We start from the raw sequence: 25,301 nt of genomic DNA on the forward strand, positions 1-25,301 counted from the left end.
TGACTGATCTCAGGCGGCGAATCAGGCGTCGGCCGTGGCGTCGCGGTGAGCGACGATTGCCGCCACGAGTGCCTCGCGCGCTTCCATGTGCGGGTTGTGACCGGAGTCGGCGATGAACTCGATTTCGGCCGCCGGGAAAAACTGCTGAATCGCTCCCACGTCACCCGCCCCGATGTAGCGGGATTTGCCGCCGGCGGCGAAGAGGGTAGGACCGGCGAACCGATCGCCGTCCTGCAGCGGGTTCTTCTCCAACACCGGCAACGCCGCCGAGATCGCCGGCAGGTTGATGATCCAGCGCCAGCCGCCGTTCGGCTCATCACGCTCCAGGTTGGTCGTCAGAAATTTGCGCATGCTCCAGTCGGCGACGCGCGCTTCCATCTTCATCTCCGCGTCACCCCGCGAACGCACTTCGCTCAGCCGCAGTTCATGCATGGCCGCAAACTCCGCGCGGTGTTCGCGGGACAGGTAATCCTTGGGCGCAATGTCGACCACCACGAGGCGCTTCACGCGCTCCGGTTGGCGGGCGGCGAGCAACATGGCGAGTTTGCCGCCCATGCTGTGGCCGACCAGGTCCACCTGAGGCAACTCGCGTGCATCAAGCCAAGCCACCACGTCCTCCACCATGGCTTCGTAGTTCATCGGTTCGGCGTGGGGCGAGCGACCGTGATTGCGCAGGTCGAGCGCATGCACGTGCCAGCCCCGCTCGGCCAATTCGCGCCCGGCGCCCAGCCAGTTGCGGGAGGAACCCAGCATGCCGTGGAGCACCACCATCGGTGCGCCACCTTCGCCGCCTAAATCTCGTGAAAAAAGTTCAACCACGTCGGGGAGTAGCGAGTAGCGCGTAGTGCGTAGCGAGTAGAAATTCATGTTCGCACGGAGGTTGGTCGGCCGACGCAAAAATCCCTTGGCGGAGGCAGACTCGTTCTTCTGCATTTCCCACTCGCTACTCACACCTGACTCCCCGCTACTTCCCTCCTCATGTGCGCCGCCAAGAAGCTAACCCCGATGATGCAGCAGTATTTCGAGGTGAAGCGTGGACTGCCCAAGGGCACCCTCCTCCTCTTCCGCCTCGGCGACTTTTATGAGATCTTCTACGAGGACGCCGAGATCGCGTCCCGGGTCTGCGGCATCACGCTGACCAAACGCCAGGATTATCCCATGGCGGGCGTGCCTTACCACGCGGTCGACAACTACGTGCCGAAGCTCCTCGCCGCCGGCCACAAGGTCGCCATCTGCGACCAGGCCGAGCCCGCCCAAGCCGGCAAACTGGTCAAACGCGCCCTCACCCGCATCCTGTCCCCCGGCACCACCCTCGAAGCCAACCAGCTCGACGAGTCGCGCAACCACTACCTCTGCGCGCTCCATCGCGACAAACACGGCCTGCACGCCGCCTGGCTCGATCTCTCCACCGGCGAATTCCAACTCGCCACCGATCGCCACGTTGCCGACCTGCTGCCGGTGCTCACCGCCCTCGAACCGGCCGAGCTCCTCCTCATCGAGGGCGACGCCGCCAAGTGGCGCGACGCGCCGCACGAAGACGTCGATGCCCACGCGCTGCACGACTTCTGCCACGGCCGCCTCGTCACCGAACTGCCGGGTTACCATTTCGAAACCGCCGACGGGGCCCGCACCGTGCTCGACGCGCTCGGCGTGCTCAACCTCGAGGGGTTTGGGCTCGATGAAAAACACCCCGGTCTCGGTCCGGCGGGCGCGCTCGTTTATTACGCCACCGAAAACCTCTGCGCGAAGCCGGAGAACCTCCGCGGTCTGCGCGAATACCGCAGCGCGACCACCCTGCTCATCGACCCGGCCACCCTGCGCAATCTGGAGATTTTTCGCTCCTCCCGCGGCACGCGCGGCGGCTCCCTGCTCGCCGCCATCAACCGCACCTCGACCGCCGCCGGCGCCCGCCTGCTCGAGCGTTGGCTGAGCGCGCCCATTCTCGATCTCACCGAGATCCGCCGTCGTTCCAACACCGTGGGCGAACTGCTCGCCGAACCGATGTTGCTGGGCGAGTTGCGCGAAACCTTGCGCCACATTCGCGACATTCCGCGCATCCTCGGCCGTCTGCAAAACCGCCTGCGCAACCCGCGCGAACTCGCCGGCGTGCGCGACACCTTGCTGCAGGCGCCCGACATCCATCGCCTGCTCGCCGACTTCGGTGAAACCCTCGGCCGCGACTACCCGGCGCGCATCGATGAGCTGCCGGAGTTGCGCCAATTGCTGGAGCGCGCGCTCGCCGACGACATGCCCTCCGACATCGCCGAGGGCGGCGCCATTCGCGAAGGCTTCGACGCCGAGCTCGACCGCATCCGTTCGCTCACTCGCGACAACAAAACGTGGTTGTCCGAACTCGAATCCAGCGAACAGGCCCGCACCGGCATCCGCAGTCTCAAGGTCAAATACAACGGCAGCTTCGGCTACTTCATCGAGGTCACCAAAGCCAACCTGCACCTCGTGCCGGACAACTACATCCGGCGTTCGACCACGGTGAATGCGGAGCGCTTCGTCACCGACGACCTCAAGGTGAAGGAAAAGGAAATCCTGCACGCCGAGGACAACGCCCTCGCCCGCGAACGGGAGCTCTTCAACGAGCTCATCACCGCCATCCTCGACGAGTCCATTGCCCTCGCCAAAACCGCCGACGCCCTCGCCGAACTCGATGTGCTGGCCGGCTGGGCCGTGCTCGCGCGCGAGTGGGATTACCACCAGCCGCAACTCGACGACAGCGACGTGCTTGAGATCACCGAAGGTCGCCACCCCGTGGTCGAGCAGATGCTCAAGGCTCCCGACACCGCCGTCATCCGCGGCAACCAGAGCTTCGTGCCCAACGACACCGTGTTGTCCTCGTCGGGCGAACAACTCGCGCTCATCACCGGTCCCAACATGGCGGGTAAATCGACCTACATTCGCCAGGTCGCGCTCATCACGCTGCTGGCCGAAGTGGGTTGCTGGGTGCCCGCCGCCAAATGCCGCATCGGTCTCGTGGATCGCATCTTCTCCCGCGTCGGCGCGAGCGACGATCTGGCGCGAGGTAACTCGACCTTCATGGTCGAGATGAACGAGACCGCCAACATCCTCAACAACGCCACCACCCGATCACTCATTATTCTCGATGAGATCGGCCGCGGCACGTCCACCTACGACGGGCTCTCCATCGCCTGGGCGGTCGTCGAGCATCTGCACAACGACGCCGACGCCGGACCGCGCACCCTCTTCGCCACCCACTACCAGGAACTCACCCAGCTGGAGAAGTCGCTGTCACGACTGCGCAACTACAGCGTCGCGGTGAAGGAGTGGAACGACGAGATCATCTTCGTGCACCGCATCCAACCCGGGGCCGCCGACCGCAGCTACGGCATCCAAGTGGCCCGCCTCGCCGGTTTGCCGCCGGCGGTCATCGACCGGGCCAAAACCATTCTGGGCAAACTCGAGTCCGACGACACCTCGATCGAGCTCTCCGCCCCGCAGGCCAAACCGCGCAAAAAGATCTCGGTCAAACCGACCGACGACGCACAGATGAACCTGCTCTAAGCGCCATGGCGACCTCCCCCTCCGCAAACCAACCCGCCCTGCTGCCGCGACGGATGAACAATCCGGTTGTAGTGGGTCCACAACTACTGGGACTTGATCCAATCGCGCCCGCGCTGCGCCTGCCGGTGGAAGCCCATCGCGGGGATCTCACCCTGCAGCTGCCGACCGAAAGCGGCCAAACCTACGCGGGCCTGCACTGGTGGCAAAATGGCCGTGAGCTGCCGGGGCAGGATCGCCCCACCCTCCAGCTGGGTGAACTCACGCTGGACGAAAGCGACGTGTATTACGCGACGTGGGAGCCGCACGAAGGCGCGTCTGCCGGGCGGTCGCAGTCGGCGCTGGTAGCGGTGTATCCCGGCCATCACCTCGCCAATCAGTCGGCGCGCGGGTTTGTTTCGCCGGCCCATGGCCTGACGGTGAGTTTTGTGGTCGGTCGTTCCGCCGGTCCGGTGCGCGCGAAACGTTACCTGATTCGTGTGATCGGCCCGTCACTGGCAAAGTTTGGCGTCGAGGCGCCGTTGGCCGAACCGCAGATCGCCTTTGCCCGGCGCACCAACGACTGCCGCGCCCTGCTGCAAACGGATCCGGCGCTGGCGGCCGCCTGTTCGCAGGCCGTGGGGGCCTTTGCCCTCGACCCGGCAGCAGGAGATTTTGTGGCCGTCGCCGATCTGCCGCCGGGCGCTTACAACGTCACCGTGACGGCGCTCGCCGAGGCGAATGGCGGCGACGTATTGGTGGAAATCTACGAGACCCGCGCATGACCAACTGGCTCAACGCCCACCTCGAGTCCCTCACCGCCAGCGAGCTCGTTTCGCCGCGCGACGAGATGGTGCAGCCCGGTTTTGAGACGCAGTATTTCACCATCGGCAAACGCGCGCTCGATCTCATCGAGCATGCCCGGCTGCTCTGCGGTCGCCGGTCCTATCGTCGCATTCTCGACCTGCCCTGCGGTCACGGCCGCGTGATGCGTTGGCTGCGTGCCGCTTACCCACAGGCGTCCATCGTGGGCTGCGATCTCAATCGCGACGGTGTCGATTTCTGCGCCGAGCAGTTTGAGGCCGAACCCGTTTACAGCGTGCCGGATCTACGGGAGCTGCCCTTCGACGATGGGTTCGATTTGGTGTGGTGCGGCTCCCTGCTCACCCACCTGCCGGTCGAACTGGCCCGCCAAACCCTCGACTGCCTGATCAAGTGGACCGCCGACGACGGCGTGTTGGTGTTCTCCACCCAGGGGCGCTTTCTCAGCACCCAACTGGCCCGCGGTGAAGGTGACTATGCGGACAACGCCGACGTGGTGACGCTGCTCCATGACTACCGCCGCGACGGCATGGCCTTTCAGCCCTATTTTGAGGATCCGGCCGGTCACTACGGCCTCAACCTCATCAGTCCCGCCTACCTGCAAACCTACCTGCAGGCGCGCACCGACGTCATCACTCGCGCCTTCCTCGAGCAGGCCTGGGGCGTGCAGGACGTGACGGTGCTTTATCGCAAACGCGAGTTCTACGCGCCCCTGCTCGGTTGAGCCGGAGCGCGATGTGAAGCGGCGCCGGCGATCACCGCCGTGTATCCACTTAGCGGCGACGGCGCGGCACGCGCGTCACCGGCTCCGTGCCACTCAGTCGCCAGAGGGCGATCGCCATGCCTACGATGATGGCACCGGTGAAGACGGAGATATAGGTCCAGATGTCGTTCATGATTTTTTTGGCGGGGGTTAAAGCGAGAGAATAGGTGGTGATTCAGGGGCCGAGCACCACGCGCAGGAAGCCGTGGTGCCAGTAGATCCACTCGCTGGTGCTCGCATCCCAGCGGGCGTGCAGCGGGTAGTTGGCGGCAAAGGCCATGGTCATGGATTTGTCGGTCATCCACACCGAGACCGGGTTGGAGGTGTTGCCGACATTCCAGGAGCCCGGGAGGTGGAACACCGTCTCCATGTCGGGCGAAAACAGCATGGCGACGCGGGTGGGGATGACGCCCAAACCGTGGTCGAAGCTGACGTTTTGGTGGTGGCGGTTGTCGATCACCCACCAGCCGGAGTCATAACCGGATTGCGGGGCGAACGGGGCGGGAGTCTTCCGGACCCGAATGCGGGGATCTTCGCGCAGGAGCTGGTTCATGTGGGCAATTACGTTGAAGAGTCGTTGGCGGCACCGTGGTGGCGGCCTCACCCCACCAAGCGAGCTTCCGGCCGCAAAGGGGACATGACCCGGTCAAAAATTATGAGCTGCTGTCGCCGAAACCGCCCCAATATTGCTTAATGCAATCACCTAACGGGATTTGTGCTTTGCGCCCCTCATCTGGCGCTACAGGATTCACCCCACGTGAACGACGGCGAGATGGCACTCCTCTTCCAGCGGCTTGAGCATGGCGATGCCAGCGCCGCGGAGCAGTTGCTGCCCCTCGTCTACGACGAGCTCCGCCGGCTGGCCGCGCACAAGATGGCCCACGAGGCCCCGGGCCAGACCTTGCAACCGACCGCGCTCGTGCATGAAGCGTGGCTGCGACTGGGCGGCTCCAACCAACCCGCGTGGCAAAACCGGGCCCACTTTTTTGGCGCCGCGGCCGAAAGCATGCGCCGCATCCTCATCGACAACGCCCGCCGCAAACGCGCGCTGAAGCATGGGGGCGACCTGGCCAAGGTCAGCGCCGACCAAACCGGCTTCGACCTCGCCCAACCCACCGCGAACGACAGCGAGTTGCTGCTGGTGCACGAGGCGCTGGCGGCCTTTGAGACGCACGACAGCCGCAAGGCCGAGCTGGTGAAACTCAAGTATTTCGCCGGACTCACCCTCGAGGAAGCCGGGCAGGTGCTCGGCATCTCGGAACGCACCGCGAAGCGGGATTGGGCCTATGCCCGAGCTTGGTTGTTCAACGAAGTGCAGCGTCTGCGCGAGACCTGATCGTTTCGACCTCCCCTCGCCTGTCCCCTTCTACCCCTGTTTTTCGCATTGTCGGATATGCCGAAACCCCGTCCCGCTAGCGTCGTTCTCCCGTCCCCCGTTTTCGCCGCATGAATCGCGACGACGAGGTATTTGGTCAGGCGCTCGATCTGACCGGCGCGGAGCGGGAAGCTTACCTGGAGAAGATCGGCCAGGAAGACCCCGCCCTGCGCGCGCGCGTGGAGGCGCTACTCAAGGCCTACGACTCAGCCGACGACTTCATGGACGCGTCGCCGGTGGAACGGCCGCCGCTCGCCCCCGAGGAAAAACTGGGCGATCGCATCGGTCACTACACCCTGATCCGCAAGCTCGGCGAAGGCGGCTGCGGCGTCGTTTATCTCGCCGAGCAAAGCGAGCCGGTGCGTCGGGCCGTCGCGCTCAAGGTCATCAAGCTGGGCATGGACACCGTCGAGGTGATCGCCCGGTTTGAGGCCGAACGGCAGGCGCTGGCCATGATGGATCACCCCGACATCGCTCGAGTGTTTGATGCCGGGGCGACCGCGACCGGGCGGCCGTTCTTCGTCATGGAGTTTGTCGATGGCGTGCCCATCACCCGCTTCTGCGATCAGCAGGCGCTGCCGATGGCGCAACGCCTCGAGTTGTTTGCCCGCGTTTGCGTGGCCCTCCAGCACGCGCACCAGAAGGGCATCATCCATCGCGACATCAAACCCTCCAACATTCTGGTGTCGCTGGTGGACGGCGTGCCGACGCCCAAGGTCATTGACTTCGGCATCGCCAAGGCGACCCAAGGTCGGCTCACCGAACAGACCTTACTCACCTGCCTCAATCAACTCATCGGCACCCCTGCCTACATGAGCCCCGAGCAGGCCGAGGCGCGTGAACTCGATATCGATACCCGCAGCGACGTGTATTCGCTCGGCGTGCTGCTCTACGAACTGCTCACCGGGCGGCCGCCCTACGATCCTCGCACCCTGCAGCAGGCCGGTATCGATGAGATTCGCCGCATCATTCGCGAAATCGATCCGCCCCGCCCGTCCGCCGCCGTCTCGACGCTGACCGCCGCCGATCGCACCACCGTGGCCGCCGCGCGCAAAGCGGTGCCCACTCGCCTCACCTCGGTCCTCGCCGGCGACCTCGACTGGATCGTGATGCGTTGTTTGGAGAAACAGCGCGACCGCCGCTACGGCACCGCCAGCGAGCTTGCCGAAGACGTGCGCCGGCACCTGCGGAACGAGCCAGTCGTGGCCCGGCCGCCGTCATGGGTTTACAAAACCCAACGTTTTGTGGCGCGCAACCAACTCGCCTGCGGCAGCGCCGTGGCGGTGTTGCTAGCCATCATCATCGGGGCCATCGCCGCCACCACCCAGGCCATTCGCGCCACCCGGGCCGAGCGCGTGGCCGTAACGGAACGCGATGCCGCGGAAACCGCGCGCGCGGCCGAGGCCGTGGCGCGCGAAGATGCCCAGCGCCGCCAGGAACAGGCGGAGGATCTATTGACCTTCATGATCGGCGACTTTCGTGCCGGGCTGGAGCAATTGGGCCGCCTGGACCTGCTGGACGCGGTGGGTAGCCGGGCGATGGACTATTTCTCCGAGCTACCCGCCCGTGACCTGTCCGATACCGCCCTCACCCGCCAGACCGCGGCACTGACGCAGATCGGCGAAGTGCGCATGGATCAGGCCAACTACGACGCGGCTCTCACCTCTTTTCAGGCCGCTTTCGACCGGGCCTCCACCCTCTCCACACGGTATCCTGATAATGGAGACATGTTGTTTGAGCGGGCCCAGGCAGAGTTCTGGATCGGTTTTGTCCACCGACGTCGCGGAGGCTTTGCGGCCGAACGCGAATGGATGACCCGCTACCGCGATTCGGCGGTGGCGCTCGCCGCTTTGGAGCCAGAGTCGCTGCGTTCGCAGCACGAACTGGTTTATGGTCACCACAACCTCGCGGTCTTGGATTTCGATCGAGGCGACTACGGGGCGGCGCTGCAGGGATTTGAGGCCGAACACCAACAGATCGTGGCGATGCTGCGGGACCATCCGGAAGACCTCCAATTGCAACGCGGTCACGTGGATGTCTTGTCGTGGCTGGGCCAGATCGCAGAACGCGAAGGCGATTTTGGGGAAGCCGAGCGATTCTTCACCGAGATGGGCACCTTGTTGGAGCGACTCATGGAGGTCTCGGGGCATCCCCGTTGGAAACTGCGCCATGCTCAGGGACTGGCCTTTCTGGGGGATTTGCAGGCCCGCCGAAACGAGCTCTCTGCGGCCCGGGCGACCAACCAACAGGCCCGAAGCGAATTTGGCGAATTGGTGGAGCAGGATCCCGCCAATCAACTGTGGCAGGTTTCTGCCCTCAGCCTGGAGCTGCAGGACGCGGGGGTGGCCCTGACGGAGCGTCAGTTTGCGGAAGCGGAACAGATGGTATCCCGGTGCCTGCCGCAACTGGAGGCATTGGTGGCCGCGGAGCCCACGTCGCGAAAATTTGGATACCACCTGGCCGCAGCCGCGCGATTGGATGCGACCCTTAAGCTGCTCCACCATCAGGACCCGGAGGCGGCGCGCGCTGCCATTCAATGGGCCCAGTCGCTGCTCGCGCCCCTGGCTACTGGTGAGGTCGAGCGCATCGAACGCTACGTGCTTCATGAGTATGCCGTTACCGAACTGTTTGTGGCTGATTTGGCGCGTAATGAGATGGACGCGTCGGCCCACCGTGCCCAAATTCAACGCGTGATTGACCGCCTCTCGCCCCTGCTCAGCACGACCCATGACTGGCGGTTGCTGGTTCCGGCGGCGATGGCTCATCAAGCGCTGGGCCAAACCGACCAGGCGGCAATCATGCAGCAACGGTTGACCGATATCGGCTACCGTCGCGCCTTTCCCTTTTCCTCATTTGATCCTCAGTGAGGAAGTTTCCGAACCCAGATATACATCATCATGCCTTCGTCCGCTACCCTCACCATCTCCGTCGTCAGTTTTAAGGCGGGGACATGCACGTGCTCCCTTTCGTCCAGTGACCCATCCGTGGTTTCGGTCAACACGACCAACCAAGCCCTGACGGTCCAGGGGCATCAAGAGCCGATCAAACTGGCTTTCGTCATGGCCGCCGACTCTCCCTATTCCTTGGTCGATGTGTCCTTTGCCAATGGCGACGCGTCCAAAGAATTTATCAACAAGTCGATCGACGATGGCGTCCTCGTCGTGACGGACGCGAACATCAAGTCCGACGTCGGTTATGACTACGAATACACCATCACGGTGAAGGAAACCGGCGGCACGGAGGCCGTTTTCGATCCCCGGATCGAGACGGAAAACTGAGCGCTTCGCCCACCCTACTTTGTTTCATCCGACCGCCAGTGCATCGCGCCTGGCGGTCGTGTTGTTTTGATGCACTTCAGTTCCGCAATGTCCTATCGCGCTCTTCACCGACTGCTTGTCTTGGCGGTTTGGTGCCTTGTGATTGCGGGGGGCTCAGCGGCGGAGGCTCCCCGCAGCTTCGGTGAGCTGTTTGAGCCCAATCGTGACTTCGCATATTTCACGGAGGGAAACGAAATCACCATGCCGGCAGGCCCCATGCACCCGGCCGCGTGGTCTGTCTCCCGCGCGGCTTTGTTCGCGCAGCTGGCACTCCTGGTTTACGTGCCTGACGAGGGTTTTGTGCGGGAAACCGCGGCCCGCGCCGGCTACGAACACGCCGACTTCTTTGACCGTGGCGACAGTCAGGCGTGGTTGTTTACATCGGCCACCGAGCAGGTGGTGGTGTTTCGCGGCACCGAACCCGACTCCACGGCCGACGTGCTCACCGATCTGCAGGTTTTACCCACTCGCCTTGAAGACGGATCGCTCGTGCACGGCGGATTTGCGCGGGCTTTGGATCAGCTTCGGCCGGAGTTGGACGCAGCCTTGGCCACGGATACGGGCAAAACCATTTGGCTCACCGGCCATAGTCTCGGTGGAGCGCTGGCCCAGCTCTACGGTCGGCTCCGTCGCTCCGACGTCGCGGTCGTTTACACCTTTGGCGGGCCGCGGGTCTTTGCGGAGACGACCGACGCCGATCGCGAGGTCTCGCCACCGTGTTTTCGCGTCACGCTCAACAACGACCTGATCCCGCATCTGCCTCTACCGCCACCCTACGAGCATGTCGGCGAGGAGTATCACATTGATGCCGCCGGCGCGCTGCATCGCAACCCGAGTTGGGATGTGAAATGGAAGGCGAGTTTGCAGGGCCACCGGGATTACCTCCGTCGCTGGTTTCGACACGCGACCGAGACCGGCTCGGTGTCGTGGGTGCCGGGCGATGCGTTGGCCGACCACGCGCCGTTGGCCTACGTCGAGGCTTTGGTCGCGCTCACTCTGACGCCGGTGGATCAATCCGCACGATGACACGTTGGTAACGGGTCAAAGCCGGCTCGCCGTCGTCAGTCACCTCCAACACCACGTGCACGGTGCGCGGCAGCCGAATCTCCGTGCGCGGATAACCGGGGGGCGGAATCGTCAGCGTTGTCTGCGCCTCATCCGCCGCAGCTAGCTCCGGCCAGCCCATATAGTCGCCGGCCTCGCGGTAGATGAACCAGCGATAGTGCAGGTTATCGCCATCCGGATCGCGGCTCGGCGAGGCGTCCAATTGTAGGGAGTTCCCGGCCCGCACCCGCAGCTCACGCGGGTGTGCCAGTCGTGCGATCGGCGGATGGTTCGCTTCGGCCGGCGGCAACACACACCAGTCCATGCGGGCGGCCAACTCGTTTTGGTAAGCCTGCCGCCAACGCCAGATCGTGGCGTAGATTTGCGAATGAGGCTGACCATCCACGCCGGTCACTTCGTCCACCGCGTTGGTCCAGATCGGGCGCGTCTCCGGCGCATGAAACCACGGTCGGGTGCGCGGTAGATAGGATTCGTAGCGCCCTCCCCAGCTGCCCCAATCCGGGTGCTCCGGCTCGCCCAGCCCATTGGGAAAGAGGTAAAGGAAGGACGGCGTGTCGCCCTCCATGAGGTATTCCCAAGCTGGATACTCGGCGCCCAGCGGACCGTGCCCGTCGCGCACGTTGGCGCGGAGCCATTCGTTGGTCACCAGCGACCAATCGGCGCCGTCGAAACGCCCGTGCATGCGGTCGCCAGAGATACCGGTCCACGTCGCGTAGTGGTAGCCGCCGCCGTCGTTTTCCTCGAAACCGGGACTCACGATGTAGAACAGCTCCGGGAACTCCCGGCGCAGCCACGGGCCGCTGTCGTCCTGATCCGAAATCGCGTAGACGCGTAACTGTCTTACCAGCGCGGCAAGTTCCTCGGCCGACACCGTTTCGCGCAGCGTCCACAGAGCCTGCGCCAACACGTTGGTGCCGCCCCAGCCCAATATCCACAGCGGTCGGGCGTCGGGCTTTTCCATCGCGGCGATGAGCGCCGCGGAGGCCGCGCTGTCCTGTTCCGGTCCCACGCCCTGCATCCCCCAGCGCGGCACGCCAGCGCTGATGACCGCGCGCAGCGAGTCCGCGGTGGGGAAACCTTCCTCGTGTTGCGCGAGGTTGTCGCGCACCTGGCCGTAAGCTTGCACGATTTGATCGATGCGATGAGGGGCGGTGCGGTTCGGCAACCAAATCGAGGTGGTCGCGGCGAGTCCTTCGATATCGTAGTGATTGCTGTGGACCAGCAGGCGGACGAGGGACTGGGCATCATCGGGTTCGTTCTCGATGTCGGTGAGCACGAAGATCCGCGGTTTGGCCGGAGCCGCGCTCAGGTTTACCACCAGTCCGACGATCCAGCACCAACGCATCCATGTTCGCATAGCTTCCGAACTTGATCGACGCGGGCGGCTCTGCCGATGCGAAACAGATTCGCTCGCCGGAAAGCCATTCCCTGCGTTGCCAGACCTCCGCTCGGTGTGGAGAGTCGTCGCACATGTCGTCCTTCCATCGCTCCAATCCCGATCTCGCCGACCTCGTCGTGTTGGCGGCTGCCTTGGATCGGGATGAGGGCCAGACGGCGGACGAGCGCGCGCAACGCGACTCGGAGATCGCGCGCCACCTGCCGACCGGCACCGAGAATCGCACCGCCTCGGCACTCACCTGGCTGGAGGCGTGGCGGGAGCAGGAGCCGGAGCTGCAAACGCTGCAAGAGCGGGTCGAAACCGGCACTCGGCTCACCGACGGGGTGCTGGCGGCGATCGGCGTTTTCTTCGGCGCTTCGGCCGCCTTCTCGGCCTTCTACTTTGACGGCACTGGCCGGGTGAACGCCGTGCTGGTGCTCGCTCTGTTGGTGGTGTTGCCCGGTCTCCTCCTGCTACCCTTTGTTGCGGCGGCTCTGCCGGCCTCGCTGGCCCGGCGCGTGCCCGGCGTGGGCGTGCTGGCCGGGTTGGGTCGCGGACTGAGCACGGGGCGGCTCGCCCTGCTCTGCTGGCGCTTCTTTCCAGCAGACCTGCGCGACGCATTGCAACTTGTATCCAGTCGCTGGCGACAACACCGGCAACTCTACGCGCAACTGCAGAAATGGGTGCTGTTGCGATGGTCGCAGGTCCTTGCGGTTTGTTTTCAGATCAGCGCCCTCACCTGCACACTGCTGCTCGTGGTCTTCACCGACCTCACCTTTGGCTGGAGCACCACCCTGACTTCGGGCGAAGCCACGCGGGATGCGACGCGGGTGCATCAAATCACCGACGTGCTGGCGACCCCTTGGAGTTGGGCGTGGCCGGCTGCCGCTCCGGATGAGGTGCTGATTCGTGATTCTCGTTTCTACCGCGTGACGGCGGAGGCCCTCACCGCGACCGAAGCCGCCCGGCTGGGTGGTTGGTGGCCCTTCGTGGTGATGTGTATCGCCGTCTACGGCTTGGGTCCGCGCTTGCTCACGTTCGCGCTGGCGCGCCGACAGTGTGCGCAGGCGCGCCGACTGGCCTTGGTCGAAATCCCCGGGCTTTCCGCGGTGCTGCGCCGCCTGCATCGGCAACAACTCAGCGCGCAGGCCGAGAGTCCGGAACGGGAGGATCCGTCACCTGTAGAGCCACGATCGTCGACGCCGTCCAACGCGCAGCCATCCGCGCTGCAATTGGTGACCGTGATCAACTGGTCCGGAGTGCCGAACGACGGCGACGTCATTGACCGTCACTTCCCGAATACCCCTCAGCAGGCGGCGGGAGGCGGCGCCACGACCGCCGAAGACGATGCGGTGATCGCGCAGATCAGTCCGCAGCTCTCCTCGCCCGATCATGCCGCGTTGATCGTGGTGAAAGCGTGGGAGCCTCCGTTGATGGATTGTCTGGATTTTCTCCGCGCACTGCGGACCGCGGCCCGACATCCGCTCGCGCCCATCGTGGTGTTGCCGGTCGGTCTTGAGGGACTGGATACGTTGAATCGAGCGACCGACGCCCAACTGGAACTCTGGACGCGCAAGTTACGCAGCCTAGGTGACCCGGCGCTGCGGGTCGTCGCCCAGCCCGCGGAGGTCACGCTATGAAACCGCCCGTCTTCGCGCTCGTCGGTCACCCCAACAAGGGTAAATCCAGCCTGGCTGCGACGCTGGCGCGCGATGATTCGGTGCGTATCGGTCCGGAGCCCGGCACCACCACCTTTGCTCGGGAGTATCCACTGCGGGTGGCCAATCAGGTGCTGTATGTTTTGGTGGATACACCCGGCTTCCAACGGGCCCGCGCCGCACTGGCTTGGATGCGCGAACACGAGACCCACGCCGCCGATCGGCCCGCGGTCGTGGCGCGCTTCGTGCGGGAGAAATCCGACGACCCTCACTTCCGCGACGAATGGGAACTGCTGCGGCCGGTGGTCGACGGCGCGGGCATCATCTACGTCGTCGATGGCGCGACGCCCTACGGCCCGGAATACGAGGCGGAGATGGAGATCCTGCGCTGGACCGGCAAACCGAGCCTGGCCGTGATCAATCCCATCGGCGAACCGCGCTTTGTGGAGCCGTGGCGGCGCGCTCTGGAACAGTTCTTCCGCATCGTGCGGGTGGTCGATGTGCACCAGGCGCCGTTCGCGCAACAGGTCGAGTTGCTCCAAGCGTTTGGGCAAATGAGCGAATCCTGGGTGCCCGCCATCAATCAGGCCGTCGCGGCATTAAGTTCCCATCGTCAACAACAGGCCGAAGACGCCGCGCGCGTGATCGCCGAGCTGCTGGCCGACGCCCTCACCCATCGCGAGACCCGCGCCTTGGCCAAAGACGCTGATCCCGCCCCTTACCGGGAGGGCTTGGAACAGGCCTACCGTCGACACCTGCGCCAGCTCGAGCGCCGCGCGCGACGCGAAGTGGAGGCACTCTACAACTTCGACGAATTGGACCGCGAGGAAGTCGATATGGCGCCGCTCGAAACCGACCTGCTCTCGCAGGAAAGTTGGCTGGCCTTTGGCTTGGAGAAGCGCGACCTCGTGGTGGCAGGAGCCGCGACCGGCGCGGTGGCCGGCGGTGTGATCGACGTGGCGCTGCTCGGCGCGTCTTTTCTCACCGGTGCGCTGGTGGGCTCGGCGGTGGGCGGCGCGGCCGTATATTTTGCGTCCGACAAACTCGCCGACCTGAAAGTGCTGCATCAACCCATGGGGGGCACCCGCGCGGTGTATGGACCGACCCGCAACGTGCAGTTTCCCTTCGTGCTGCTCAGCAGGGCGCTGCATCACCATCGTTTGGTCGCGGCGCGCACGCACGCCCAGCGCGGAAAGTTGAGCCTCGAAAACGAGGCGCCGGGCTTCCCCGACGACGACACCCGGCGCTGGGCGAAGTTGTTTCAGCGCCTGCGTAAAACCGAAGCCGGCACCGGCGCACGGGCTTCGGCGGTGGTCGATCTGACGGATGCCATCGCGGCGCTCACGCGCACCGCGGGATAGGTGCCCGAGGACGGCTAGCCCAGTAAGCCGTGCAACCAGCCCCACAGCGACGCGAGGATCCACCAGGCCAAAGCGGCGACCAGCAGGACAAAGGCGATAGCGGCCACCAGCACGCCGGTGGCGATGGCTTTCCGCGAGCGGCTTGGTCGCACGGCCCCGGACCGCAGCGTTCGCTCGATCAAGCGCACGTTGCGCACGTTGGCCTGCCACGCGAAATCGAAGAGGTCACCGGCGATGGGCACCGCGCCCACCACCGTTTCGAGCAGAATGTTTCCGGCCATGCGCCAAAGGTTGCGGCCGGGGACACCAAGACGTGCGCCTTCCCAGAGAATGTAGCAGGAGAAGATCGCGCCGATCGCATCACCTCCGCCGGGAAGCAGGCCGATGATGGGATCCAAGCCGATCCGGCGGCCGCCGCCCAGCGGTATCGAACTATCCAATACCCGCGCCAGCCCACGCACACGGCGCAGACGCGGGTCTTGATCGATGGCGGAGGATTTGGGCATGACGGGAGGCGTTGGCGCGTCGGGACCAACGCCATGACAGACGCGATTCCCCGCCTTCGGTTCCCTGCCCTTACGGTTCGCCCAAATCGTAAACCTCGACCAGCGCGATGCCACCCTCGTCGTTGGCACTCGACAGGGTGACGGTATAGGAACCCGGGTGCAGGGTGAGCAGGAGGCCGGCGTCGAGACTGCCCTGATTGAACGGAAAGGCACCGATCTGCGACCCGCGCGCGCTCATGGATGCCCGTGCGCCTTCGTCCCCCCAATCGAGATTGCGCGCGATTTCCGCTGGGTTTTCGCCGGTGCGGTTCACGACGATGCTGGGATCGGTCAGCGCAGTGGTGAGACCGAGCGCGCGCAGGCTGTCACCGGCACCGCGGATCAGCACCTGGTGCGGCACATTGCCATCGATCACAAAACCGGCAGTAGCCGGTCGGTTCGGCTCCACCCGGAGGCGAGCCGACAGATTGACCAAACGATTGCCGGTGACTGCAGCTGTGGCGTCGTATACCTCAACCAACACAATTCCAGTGCCACCGTCTTCGCCGGTGACCAGCGCGGAGATCGGAACGCCCACCGGCAGTGCCCCGGCAAACACGGCATCACCGCTGTCGGCATCGAGCCCAAAGGCACCAAGTTCCGCCATCAGAGCGGCGTCGGCGGCATCCCAATCGGTATTGCCGCCCAGGGTGTTGGCGGAGGGATCCACCAGCGCGATCTGAGGATCGGTCATTGTTCCGCCCACGTTGAAGTCGGCGGCCAGTTTTTGAGCCACTCCGCGCACCACCAACTGGGCGGCGTTGCCTCCCGTGGTGACAAACCCAGCGGTCAATACGTCGGCGCCGGCGCCGGAGTGTGCGAGGATGGAGAGGTTTTTGAGTTTGCCCGGTTCGGGCGCGACCACACGCACTTCGGCGGGCTGGGATGTGGCGGTGAAACTATTCCCCGTGCTGACGGAGACGGTGTAGTTGCCGGCGGTCGCCGCGGTCACGGCACTCAACGTGAGCGTGGCCGAGGTGGTCCCGTCGATCGCCACCCCGTCATGGCTCCACTGATACGTTAGAGGTGTGGCGGCACGCGCGTCGACTTCGAGGGTGACGGTCTTGCCTGGGGCCACGATGGCGGCAGCGGGTTGACCGTAAATGACCGGCCGGTTGACGGCGACCAGATCGGTGAATTTGCGCCGCATGCGTTCGGTAGCGACGGCGATTTCCGGCAGCGTGCCGGCGCCGTCGTGGCCGCTCGACGACCAAGCCATGACGCCGGCGTAGCCGTTGGCCCAGCCCGCTTGATAGGCATCGGTCACGCTCAACAGCGCACCGCCGGTGGGCGCGGCCAGCCCCGGGCATTCGCCGATGATGACCGGGCGATCCAGCTCGGCGTCGAGAAAGTAGCTTGGCGTGTGATCTTCGTCGAAGGGACTCGCGCCCTGGCTCTGCATCCAGCCGTAGTAATGGACCTGGTAAAAATCGAGTCGGGCATCCGGAGAATCGTAGGCCGCCTGCAGCGACGCATCGCTGTAGAGTCGACCGTTGAAGCCGTTGAGGTCGCTCATCCACTGCCAGCCGGCCGTGCCGGTGGTGACCGGTTTGGAGGTGTGCTGGTTGATGGCGGCGGCGACCCGGGCGTGAAAGGCCACCACCCGCTCACGCGTGGTGCCGCGTTGTTCGGCGCTGCCGGTATACATCCACTCCGGCTCGTTGCAGATCTCCCAAGCGAAGAGGTAGGGATGATCTGGATACGCCTCGACCAACGGGATGACCACGTTGTTGATGTAGGTATCGATCTTGGCGTCGTTGGCCAAGAGATCGCGCCAGTTTTGCCAGGTGTTTTCCCAGTTCTTTTCGCGAGCGTGGTCGAAGGACGTGAGCACCGGCATAATGTAAACGCCGTGCCGCTGGCCGATGTCGAGCAGGCGGCCAACGTCTTCGATAAACCCGTCTACGGTGCCGGTCACGTTGCCCGCGCTATCGTAGCGCAGGACATGGGTGCCGTCGCAGTCGATCCAGATACGGGCGCAATTGATGCCGGCGGCCGCGTAGCTGGCGATCTCCTCATCCCAGCCGCGGGTGGCGCGGTCGCCCGGCACGGTCAGAAACTCGCGGAAGCGGCCACCGCCGAAGTCGTTCCAATCGATCCAGGCGGCGTTGATGCCGTTGAGCCAAATGGGGCGTCCCTCCACGAGGAACTGGGTGCCGGAGATGGTGATTTCCTGGGCGCGCAGGCCGACGAGACACGTCGAGCATACCGCGACCAGCGGGAGGAGCAAGCGAAGGGGTTTCATTCAGGGGTTGGGGACGGGAGGCTGAGCTTAGGTTTAATCCGCCCCCCTGAACAGCGGTCGCCAGCATATTCGTTTTGAGAAATATTGTCCGTCGGTCTTGGCTGCCGGACATGCCCCTGGAGCCTGCCAATCCTCGCTATTTCTATACCCCGGCGGAGTTGCAGGGTTGGTTTCGTGAGCATCACGACGAGGCAACGGAGTTGTGGCTCGGTTTTCACCGCAAGGACAGCGGACTGGCGACGCTCACCTATGCGGAGGCCCTCGACGAGGCCCTGTGCTGGGGCTGGATCGATGGCATTCGCAAACGCTGGGATGCGACCAGCTACGTGCAGCGCTTCACCCCGCGCAATCCGCGCTCGATTTGGAGCAAGGTTAACATCGCCAAAGTGGCGGCGTTGGAGGCAGCGGGCCGGATGCAGCCGGCGGGACGTGCGGCGTTTGAAAAGCGCGACGAAAAACGCTGCGGCATCTATGCATTTGAGCGCGAGCAGCCGGCGAGCTTCGCCCCGGAGCGGCTGCGGGAGTTTAAGGCGAATGGAGGGGCGTGGGCCTACTTCACCGCCCAGGCGCCCTACTACCAACGCACCCTCACCCACTGGGTGGAGAGCGCCAAGCAGGAGGCCACGCGCACGAGGCGCCTGACGAAGTTGATCGAGTATTCTGCCCGCAGCGAACGGGTGCCGTGAGGGCGAGCAATGTCTCGTTCTCCGGAGGCTATACTGTAGCCGGGGTCGTTGACCCCGGACCGGCCTCACCGAGGCCGGCTACAGCACGGCAGGATCCGCCAAACGGATCGTGATGCGCGACCGCTCCACCGACCGTTCAGCTCAGCGCGGCGACTGGCGTGCCGCGGCGCAGGGCCCAGATTTGTTTGGCCTGCTCGAGGGTGGTTTTGAGCACCGCGGGAGTGAGCGCCTGCTTCGGATCGTCGCCGATGCCTTTGCTCGGTTCGGCGTGGGCTTCGATGCACAGGCCATCCGCGCCATAGGCGACCGCGGCCAGCGCACAGGACGGCACGTAGGCCGCGCGACCGACGGAGTGCGAAGGATCGACCACCACCGGTGCCCAGCTCTTTTCCTTGAGCAGCGGCGTGATGCTTTCGTCCGGATGGTTGCGGTAACCATCGAGCCCCGGCGAGGTGCCGCGCGGGCACAGCAACACGTTGGGATTGCCGAAACTCACGATGTATTCGGCGGCGGCGATGAATTCGTTGATCGGGCCCATGTGGATGCTGCGCTTGAGCAATACCACGGTGTCGCGCTCGGCGATGGCTTTGCCAATGGCGCGGAGCAGTGAGTAATTGAGCGCGTTGCGCGCCCCGATTTGCAGCATATGCACGCCGGCATCGAGGGCCATGTGCAGGTGCTCTTCGTCCATCACCTCGGCGTCCACCGGCAGGCCGGTGCGGCGGGAGGCTTCCATGAGAATGTCGAGCGACTTGGTGTCGCCCTGGAAGGTGTAGGGGTTGGTGCGGGGCTTCCACACGCCGCCTCGCAGGACCTGGGCACCGGCTTCCTTCACGGCCTCGGCCGTTTCGTAGAAGAAGTTGGGGTTCTTCGGATCGATGGTGCACTGCCCAGCGATCATGAGCAGCTCCTCGCCGAGCGTGACGCCGCCGATCTTTACCTGGTGGGAGGCCAAATCGGAACGGCGGTCCATGAGTTTGAACGGTGACTGAATACGATCGACGCGCTCCACGTAGTCGAGGCCCTCGATGCGGTTGATCATGAGCTCATCACGCTCATCGCCGAGGATGGCGTAGATGGTGCGCACCGCGCCGATGATGGGCTGCAGGCGGCAACCAAACTCACCGACGATCGCGTTGAGTTCGTCGACTTGGGCGGTGGAGAGGCGGTTGGATTTCGGGAGGATCATGGGAGGAAGGTGGAAACAAAAAAGCCGCCCAAGGGCGGCTTACGACGGAGGAGGTTTTGGGGTAAAAACGTCTTCGCGCGGCCGCTTAGTCAGCAAGGCGGTAGCCAAACCAAAAATAAGCAAAAAAAGCGCGAGCGAACGACATCGTGCATGACGAGTGCGCGAGGAGGTCGACCTTGTCAACGCCGCGGAAACGCGAGCTCGGAACCAGATCGCAGTTCAATTGCTGCGCAGTGATTTACCGCCGGTGCGTGGGGAGCGGCCTTCCCCTGCCCCGGCGGGGGCGCCCATGGTGGAGGCGTTCTCCCTCAGGATCATTCCGTCATGACTACTCCCGCCATCATTCAGGGCGGCATGGGTGTCGCCGTTTCCAACTGGCGATTGGCCCGGGCCGTCTCGCAAGAAGCTCAACTCGGTGTGGTCTCCGCCAGCCTCCTGGCGGTGGTCCAAGCGCGTCTGCTGCAACAGGGCGACCCGGGCGGCCACCTGCGGCGCGCCTTCGCCCACTTCCCGCTGCCAGGCATCGTGAAGCAGGTGCTGGCCGACTATTTTGTCCCGGGCGGCATCCCGAAGGATCAACCGTTTCGTCCGGTGCCGATGCCGTCGGTGCAGCGCAACCCGCGCCTCGAGGGGCTGACGGTATTGTCCAATTTCGCCGAAGTGTTCCTCGCCAAGGAAGGCCACCGCGGACAGGTCGGCATCAACCTGCTGGAAAAAATCAAACTCCCCACCCTGCCGTCGCTTTACGGTGCGATGCTGGCCGGCGTGGACGTTGTCCTGATGGGCGCCGGTGTGCCGCGCGAGATTCCGGGCGCACTCGATCAACTGGCCGCCGGCGAGGCCGCGGAGCTGAAGCTGCACGTCGAAGACCGGCCGGTCGATCAACCGCCGGTGATCACGCGTTTTGATCCGCAGGCCCTGTGGGAGCGCGTGGCGCCCAAACTGCCGCGACCGCGTTTTTTCGCCATCATCTCGTCGGCCACCCTCGCGCTCACCTTGGCCCGCAAATCGACCGGTGTGGTGGACGGTTTTGTGGTCGAAGCACCCAACGCCGGTGGTCACAACGCACCGCCCCGCGCCAGCCACACGCTCAGCGAAAGTGGCGAGCCCATTTACGGTCCGCGCGATGCCGTGGACTTTCCGCGGATTCGCAGCCTGGGCCTGCCGTTTTGGTTGGCGGGCGGCGCCTCGCGTCCGGGTAAGCTGGCCGAGGCGCGCGCGATCGGCGCCGCCGGCGTGCAGGTCGGCACGGCCTTTGCGCTATGTGATGAGTCGGGCATCGTGCCGGAACTGAAGCGGCGCGTGCGCGAGTGGATTTGCGCCGGTCTCGCCCACGTGCGCACCGACCCGCTGGCCTCGCCGACCGGGTTCCCCTTTAAGATGGCTCAGCTCAGTCAGACGCTCTCCGACGCCGCCGCCTACGCGCGTCGTCTGCGGCGCTGCGATCTGGGTTATCTGCGCAGTCTGTTCCAACGCGAGGACGGCACGGTCGGTTATCGTTGTCCGGCCGAAGCGCCAGAAGCGTTCGTCCGCAAAGGCGGCGACATCGCCGAAACGACGGGACGCCAATGCCTGTGCAACGGCCTCGCCGCCACGGTCGGTTTGGGACAGGTCTTGCCCGATGGTTCCTCTGAGTTGCCCATCCTCACGGCGGGCGACGAACTACGTGAGCTCGGTCGCTTCTTCGACCTCTCGCGCGAGTCCTTCACGGTGCGCGACGTCCTCAACGTCCTGCTGGGCAACGCCCCGGCCCTGACCTGACCAAGCCGCGTCGCTTCCCGCCGCTACAGCGGCCAGTTGGGGAGCGTCTGCGTGGTGCAGTGAATGAAGCCCATGTCCTGGATCATCGCATCGCAGTTGATCCAGTGCACCGTGCTGTCGGGCCATGCTTCGCGGTAAACGCGTTCAACCTCCTGTTCCCATTCGGTGATGCGGGGAATCTCCGCGGCACTCCGGGCGGTGAACCGTGGCACCACAAACGCGGTGCGACCATCGGGCGCGTGCAGGAACAAGCTGTTCAGGTAGGAGCGATAGCCGGTGGTGGATTCCGAATACACTTCGAGGTAACGACTGAAGGGTTGTTGCCCGTAGCGCGCCATCACGGCGTCGAATCCGCTTTCGGTCTTCATGTCCGCCTGACCGATTTCTTCGCGAATGACGGCCAGGGTGCGCTCCTCCAACTGCGCCACCGCCGGTCCGTTGAGCTGCATGAGCTCCGCGTGGGTGATGAGTCCTCGCCCCACCGCAATGACGCCGAGGAACTCCGAACGGGCAGCGTTGAGAATCTCAAGGCGAGTGGAGAACGCGATCGGAGGCATGGGCATGCGCAGGACCCGAGCGTCGGGAAAGTGCTTGCGCACGTAAGCTTCGTTTTCGGCGAGAACCGCTTTCACGTTGCGCACCAGTTCGCTGCGGTAGCGGTTGAGCGGCGGTGTCGAGGGGTCTTGGTAGACCGGCACGATGATGGTGCGCTCGTCGACAAACTTCATGATCATGTCGAGGTGGTTGACGGTCGATCCCGGGAGCGCGCGCAGCAGGTGCAGTCGCTTCGCTGCAAAGTAGTGCTGGAAGAGTTTTTCGAGCTCCGCCTTGTCGCCGCCGTTGCGCACCACCGTCTTGCCGGAGACCAACACATTACCCCGGCCATCGTGCATAAAGTCACCGCCATCCATCCAGAGCGGCGGTCGCACCACCTGCACCGGCGTATCGAAGCGATTCTCCAAATACACCGCGACGTCGCCGGGCAGCGCGTCGGATTCGCTGATGCGAAAGCGCCGGCTGTTCTCGGCCGCGACTGAGGTCTGCGTGTCTTCCTCGCGCGTGGCGGGTTTGTAGACGAAATCAATCACCGCCATCTTTTGGTCGGCTTTGAGTCCGAAGATCGGACCGTAGTCTCGCGTCCAACGGATCACATTGCGCGAATCAACGAAGTGCGTCTTGGCGAGGATCGCATCGGCCTCCGGATGCTCGTTCAGCATCGATAGAAAATACGCGTAGGCCCGCGTCTGGTCGTCGTCGCAGAACACGTAAATCTCCACGTAGTGGTGAGCGACCGCCATCAGTTCGATCTGATACCGAGCGTAGCGCTGATCGGCGAACAACTCGGAAAAGGAAAGCCCCACCACCATAGCGCGATGCGGTTCCCATTCTGTCGCCAGCCTCTGCAGCGGTTCCGGATCGGTGAAGCCGAAGTCCGGCTCGTCGGCGTCACGGTTATTCAGGGGCAGGCGCGGCGAGGTGGAGGTGGACGCCACGGAGTCTTCGGCTGGCGCCCAGGCGCTGCCGAAACTCATTGCGGCGACTAGCATGAGCAGAAGCCGGAAGCGGGGCGGAACTCGACGATGCGACGGGAGAAAGCGAAGCTGCATGTTTTCGAAAGGGGCGACCATCAGCTTGGTAAGCGGATCCTGCGTTTTGTTCACGGCCCGTAACGCTTTTTGATCCGAATAGTGTGCCTATTTTACTCAGCGCGCCGGTTTCGTAAAACTCTCGGGTAGCGGGGCTTCGGCCTGAAATTTCACCGGCCTCCCCTGCCACTCGTAGTCGAAGCTGGTGCGGAAGGAATGCAGGAACAGGCGCTTCTCGCCGGTCTGTTTGGCGAAGGCGCGGTTGAGCTTAAAATCGCCGTAGGTGGCGTCGCCCACGATGGGCAGGCGGCGCTTCGCGCATTGCACCCGTAGCTGATGGCTGCGGCCGGTGCGGGGCTCGAGCTGAATGAGGCTGAGCGGCGGGCTCTGGCGAGTGTGCGTCTCAACACAACGCATGAGCGATTCGGCGGGGATGTTACCGCGGCTGGCGGTGCGGATCTGGCCGCCCTGTTTTTGCACCGCGAGTTGGTCGCGCCACGTCTCGTTGCGCGTCAACGGACGGCCAAAAACGAGCGCTGCATACACTTTTTGGATACGTTTGGTTTTGAAGAGACCCCGGATGTAGCGGGCCAACTCCGGATCGGTCGCGACCATCAGGATTCCCGACGTCGCCGAATCGAGGCGGTTGAGCAACCACGCGCGATGCTCCGCGCCGTCGGGCGTCGTCCATGTGTAGGCCTCTTCGTCGAGCGCGTAAGGCGCGCGTAAGAGCGCACGATCCTCCTCGCCGCGATGATTGGGGTGCGAGAGCAGGCCGGCTGGTTTGGCGAGTGCGACCAATCCGCTGGCGTCGGCCCGAATCACCTGCACGTCGCGGCCCAAGGGCGCGGTGGCGGCAAAGTCCTGCGCCGGTGAGCCCATGTTATTGGTAAAGGAAGGTCATGCGGATCGGGGTGCTGTCCCCGAGCACATTGATCATCTCCTCCGGCCATTCGCCGTAACCATCGGATAGGCGTGCCGGCGCCGCGATGGCTTCGACGGCGACCCCATCCCAGAGCGGACCGGCGTTGCCCTCGACCTTGTCGATGGTGGCGGAACCGTCCTTGTGCAGCGTCCACCAGACGGTCACGCGACTGCCGTCGAGCGGGAAACCGAGGTTGCGCTCGATCTTGCCTCTGATGTCGAAACGCCAGCCCTGACCGATGACGCCGAGCATCTTCTGGTAATAAGCGCCGTAGGTGGTCTTGAGCGCGTTGTGGGCGGCGACGCCGATGTTTTCGGTGCCTTCCGGGCGGTTGGCAAAAACGGCCGGGCGCAACTGCGAGGTGGCCAGCGACGGGCGCGACGCGGGCTGCGAGGGATCCGGGCGGTAGTAGAGCCCCTGCCCTTGCGGTGAGGCTTGGTTGGGGTCGGTCACGCCCTCGACCCGTTCCTCGACGTCGGCCTGCGGATTCTCGGGCAACTTTACGACGTTGGTGCCGAAGCTGTTTTCGTTGTCGCCTTGAATGACTTCGGTGCCGCTGAGCGGATCTTGGGCGAGGGCCGGCAAGGCCTGCTCTTCGGCCGGATCGGTGGTCTCCGTGATCTCGGGCGTGGGCGGTGCCTCCGGCATCGGCGGCAAGGGATCGGAGTCAGTGCCGGACACGATCGCGGTGGAGTCGACGTCGTCGAGCCCTTCGGTCGACGGCATGTCACCCTCCTCGGCGGCGGGCTCCTCCTGCGCGAGTTGTTGGTTACGATCGGAAAACTGGTCGGTCTCGTCCGGCACGTTGTCGGGCGCGTCCGGGTTGGCTTCGACGAAGTTCAGCGGCGGCAGGTCTTCCGGCGTGAGTTCGATGTCGAAGAGGCGCTCCTCGGGGCGATCGGCCATCATGCCGGTGGACACCGGGCCGGCCATGAAGTGGTTTTCAAATTTCGGCGCCAACCAGAGCAGCAGCAAATGCACAAGGATCGTGCCGGCGATACCGGCCTGCAGGGAGCGATTGCGCCGCGGGCCCTGCACCCAACCAGCCATCGGCCGCCGGGAGGAGGCGTTGCTGGAGGACAGGTGGGACTTGGGACGGCGGACAGGTGGCATGC

Annotated in this window: 21 protein-coding genes; 11 read left to right on the forward strand and 10 right to left on the reverse strand. The window is 64.5% G+C overall.

What is annotated here, in order from left to right; genetic code table 11:
- Positions 1–21: 21 nt before the first annotated feature.
- Positions 22–867, reverse strand: coding sequence for an alpha/beta fold hydrolase (locus tag K1X11_RS02810; RefSeq protein ID WP_225919629.1), 846 nt, complete (start codon positions 865–867; stop codon positions 22–24).
- 111 nt (positions 868–978) lie between these two features.
- Here K1X11_RS02810 and mutS point away from each other — a divergent pair, with 111 nt between their 5' ends.
- Genes mutS through K1X11_RS02825 form a run of 3 tightly spaced genes read left to right on the forward strand, consistent with a single transcriptional unit; the run spans position 979 to position 5,056 of the window.
- Entirely contained in the window at positions 979–3,534 is a 2,556-nt protein-coding gene (mutS, locus tag K1X11_RS02815; protein ID WP_221032438.1) for a DNA mismatch repair protein MutS, read from the forward strand.
- 5 nt (positions 3,535–3,539) lie between these two features.
- On the forward strand, positions 3,540–4,295 hold the full coding sequence (locus K1X11_RS02820) for a hypothetical protein (protein ID WP_221032439.1): 756 nt from the start codon (positions 3,540–3,542) through the stop codon (positions 4,293–4,295).
- Complete coding sequence (locus K1X11_RS02825) at positions 4,292–5,056, forward strand: class I SAM-dependent methyltransferase (protein ID WP_221032440.1); 765 nt, start codon at positions 4,292–4,294, stop codon at positions 5,054–5,056. Before K1X11_RS02820 ends, K1X11_RS02825 begins: the two co-directional genes overlap by 4 nt.
- A gap of 49 nt (positions 5,057–5,105) precedes the next feature.
- Here K1X11_RS02825 and K1X11_RS02830 read toward each other — a convergent pair whose 3' ends face one another.
- Both K1X11_RS02830 and K1X11_RS02835 read right to left on the reverse strand, forming a co-directional pair.
- Complete coding sequence (locus tag K1X11_RS02830) at positions 5,106–5,228, reverse strand: hypothetical protein (protein WP_255599968.1); 123 nt, start codon at positions 5,226–5,228, stop codon at positions 5,106–5,108.
- A 42-nt stretch (positions 5,229–5,270) separates the two neighbouring features.
- The gene (locus K1X11_RS02835; RefSeq protein WP_221032441.1) at positions 5,271–5,648 is read right to left on the reverse strand and encodes a hypothetical protein; all 378 of its coding nucleotides are present in this window, start codon (positions 5,646–5,648) and stop codon (positions 5,271–5,273) included.
- Positions 5,649–5,867: 219 nt separating this feature from the next.
- Between K1X11_RS02835 and K1X11_RS02840 the strand changes: the two genes are divergently transcribed.
- From K1X11_RS02840 to K1X11_RS02855, 4 genes are all read left to right on the forward strand, one after another.
- A complete protein-coding gene (locus K1X11_RS02840; protein ID WP_225919630.1) occupies positions 5,868–6,431 on the forward strand; it encodes a sigma-70 family RNA polymerase sigma factor in 564 nt (187 codons plus the stop codon).
- 110 nt (positions 6,432–6,541) lie between these two features.
- Positions 6,542–9,337: a serine/threonine-protein kinase gene (locus tag K1X11_RS02845; protein ID WP_221032443.1), complete on the forward strand. Its 2,796-nt coding sequence runs from the start codon at positions 6,542–6,544 to the stop codon at positions 9,335–9,337.
- Positions 9,338–9,367: 30 nt separating this feature from the next.
- Positions 9,368–9,748, forward strand: a complete 381-nt coding sequence (locus K1X11_RS02850; protein WP_221032444.1) for a hypothetical protein — start codon at positions 9,368–9,370, stop codon at positions 9,746–9,748.
- Between the two features lie 240 nt (positions 9,749–9,988).
- Complete coding sequence (locus K1X11_RS02855) at positions 9,989–10,813, forward strand: lipase family protein (protein ID WP_221032445.1); 825 nt, start codon at positions 9,989–9,991, stop codon at positions 10,811–10,813.
- On the opposite strand, the gene K1X11_RS02860 is transcribed toward K1X11_RS02855, so the two are convergent.
- Positions 10,779–12,209, reverse strand: coding sequence for a nucleoside hydrolase-like domain-containing protein (locus tag K1X11_RS02860; RefSeq protein WP_225919631.1), 1,431 nt, complete (start codon positions 12,207–12,209; stop codon positions 10,779–10,781). The two genes, K1X11_RS02855 and K1X11_RS02860, sit on opposite strands and share 35 nt — an antisense overlap.
- Positions 12,210–12,322: 113 nt before the next feature.
- Here K1X11_RS02860 and K1X11_RS02865 point away from each other — a divergent pair, with 113 nt between their 5' ends.
- Together K1X11_RS02865 and K1X11_RS02870 are read left to right on the forward strand one after the other, a co-directional pair.
- On the forward strand, positions 12,323–13,870 hold the full coding sequence (locus K1X11_RS02865) for a DUF2868 domain-containing protein (RefSeq protein ID WP_221032446.1): 1,548 nt from the start codon (positions 12,323–12,325) through the stop codon (positions 13,868–13,870).
- Positions 13,867–15,249 carry a DUF3482 domain-containing protein gene (locus K1X11_RS02870; protein ID WP_221032447.1) on the forward strand — a complete coding sequence of 461 codons (1,383 nt, stop codon included), beginning with the start codon at positions 13,867–13,869 and terminating at the stop codon, positions 15,247–15,249. The genes K1X11_RS02865 and K1X11_RS02870 overlap by 4 nt, the downstream gene beginning before the upstream one ends.
- Positions 15,250–15,263: 14 nt before the next feature.
- Here K1X11_RS02870 and K1X11_RS02875 read toward each other — a convergent pair whose 3' ends face one another.
- Both K1X11_RS02875 and K1X11_RS02880 read right to left on the reverse strand, forming a co-directional pair.
- Positions 15,264–15,755: a DUF4112 domain-containing protein gene (locus K1X11_RS02875; RefSeq protein ID WP_221032448.1), complete on the reverse strand. Its 492-nt coding sequence runs from the start codon at positions 15,753–15,755 to the stop codon at positions 15,264–15,266.
- Positions 15,756–15,825: 70 nt separating this feature from the next.
- Complete coding sequence (locus K1X11_RS02880) at positions 15,826–18,039, reverse strand: immunoglobulin domain-containing protein (protein WP_221032449.1); 2,214 nt, start codon at positions 18,037–18,039, stop codon at positions 15,826–15,828.
- Between the two features lie 110 nt (positions 18,040–18,149).
- Here K1X11_RS02880 and K1X11_RS02885 point away from each other — a divergent pair, with 110 nt between their 5' ends.
- Positions 18,150–18,725, forward strand: coding sequence for a YdeI/OmpD-associated family protein (locus K1X11_RS02885; protein WP_221032450.1), 576 nt, complete (start codon positions 18,150–18,152; stop codon positions 18,723–18,725).
- 136 nt (positions 18,726–18,861) lie between these two features.
- On the opposite strand, the gene K1X11_RS02890 is transcribed toward K1X11_RS02885, so the two are convergent.
- Positions 18,862–19,914, reverse strand: coding sequence for a 3-deoxy-D-arabino-heptulosonate 7-phosphate synthase (locus K1X11_RS02890; RefSeq protein ID WP_221032451.1), 1,053 nt, complete (start codon positions 19,912–19,914; stop codon positions 18,862–18,864).
- A gap of 324 nt (positions 19,915–20,238) precedes the next feature.
- On the opposite strand from K1X11_RS02890, the gene K1X11_RS02895 reads away from it, so the two are divergent.
- Complete coding sequence (locus tag K1X11_RS02895; protein WP_221032452.1) at positions 20,239–21,675, forward strand: nitronate monooxygenase; 1,437 nt, start codon at positions 20,239–20,241, stop codon at positions 21,673–21,675.
- A 23-nt stretch (positions 21,676–21,698) separates the two neighbouring features.
- Here K1X11_RS02895 and K1X11_RS02900 read toward each other — a convergent pair whose 3' ends face one another.
- From K1X11_RS02900 to K1X11_RS02910, 3 genes are all read right to left on the reverse strand, one after another.
- Positions 21,699–23,222 carry an agmatine deiminase family protein gene (locus K1X11_RS02900; protein WP_221032453.1) on the reverse strand — a complete coding sequence of 508 codons (1,524 nt, stop codon included), beginning with the start codon at positions 23,220–23,222 and terminating at the stop codon, positions 21,699–21,701.
- Positions 23,223–23,378: 156 nt separating this feature from the next.
- Complete coding sequence (locus K1X11_RS02905) at positions 23,379–24,143, reverse strand: RluA family pseudouridine synthase (RefSeq protein WP_221032454.1); 765 nt, start codon at positions 24,141–24,143, stop codon at positions 23,379–23,381.
- A 1-nt stretch (position 24,144) separates the two neighbouring features.
- A complete protein-coding gene (locus K1X11_RS02910) occupies positions 24,145–25,299 on the reverse strand; it encodes a hypothetical protein (protein WP_221032455.1) in 1,155 nt (384 codons plus the stop codon).
- Between the last annotated feature and the right edge of the window lie 2 nt (positions 25,300–25,301).

This window comes from Actomonas aquatica (assembly GCF_019679435.2).
Classification (GTDB): Bacteria; Verrucomicrobiota; Verrucomicrobiia; order Opitutales; family Opitutaceae; genus Actomonas; species Actomonas aquatica.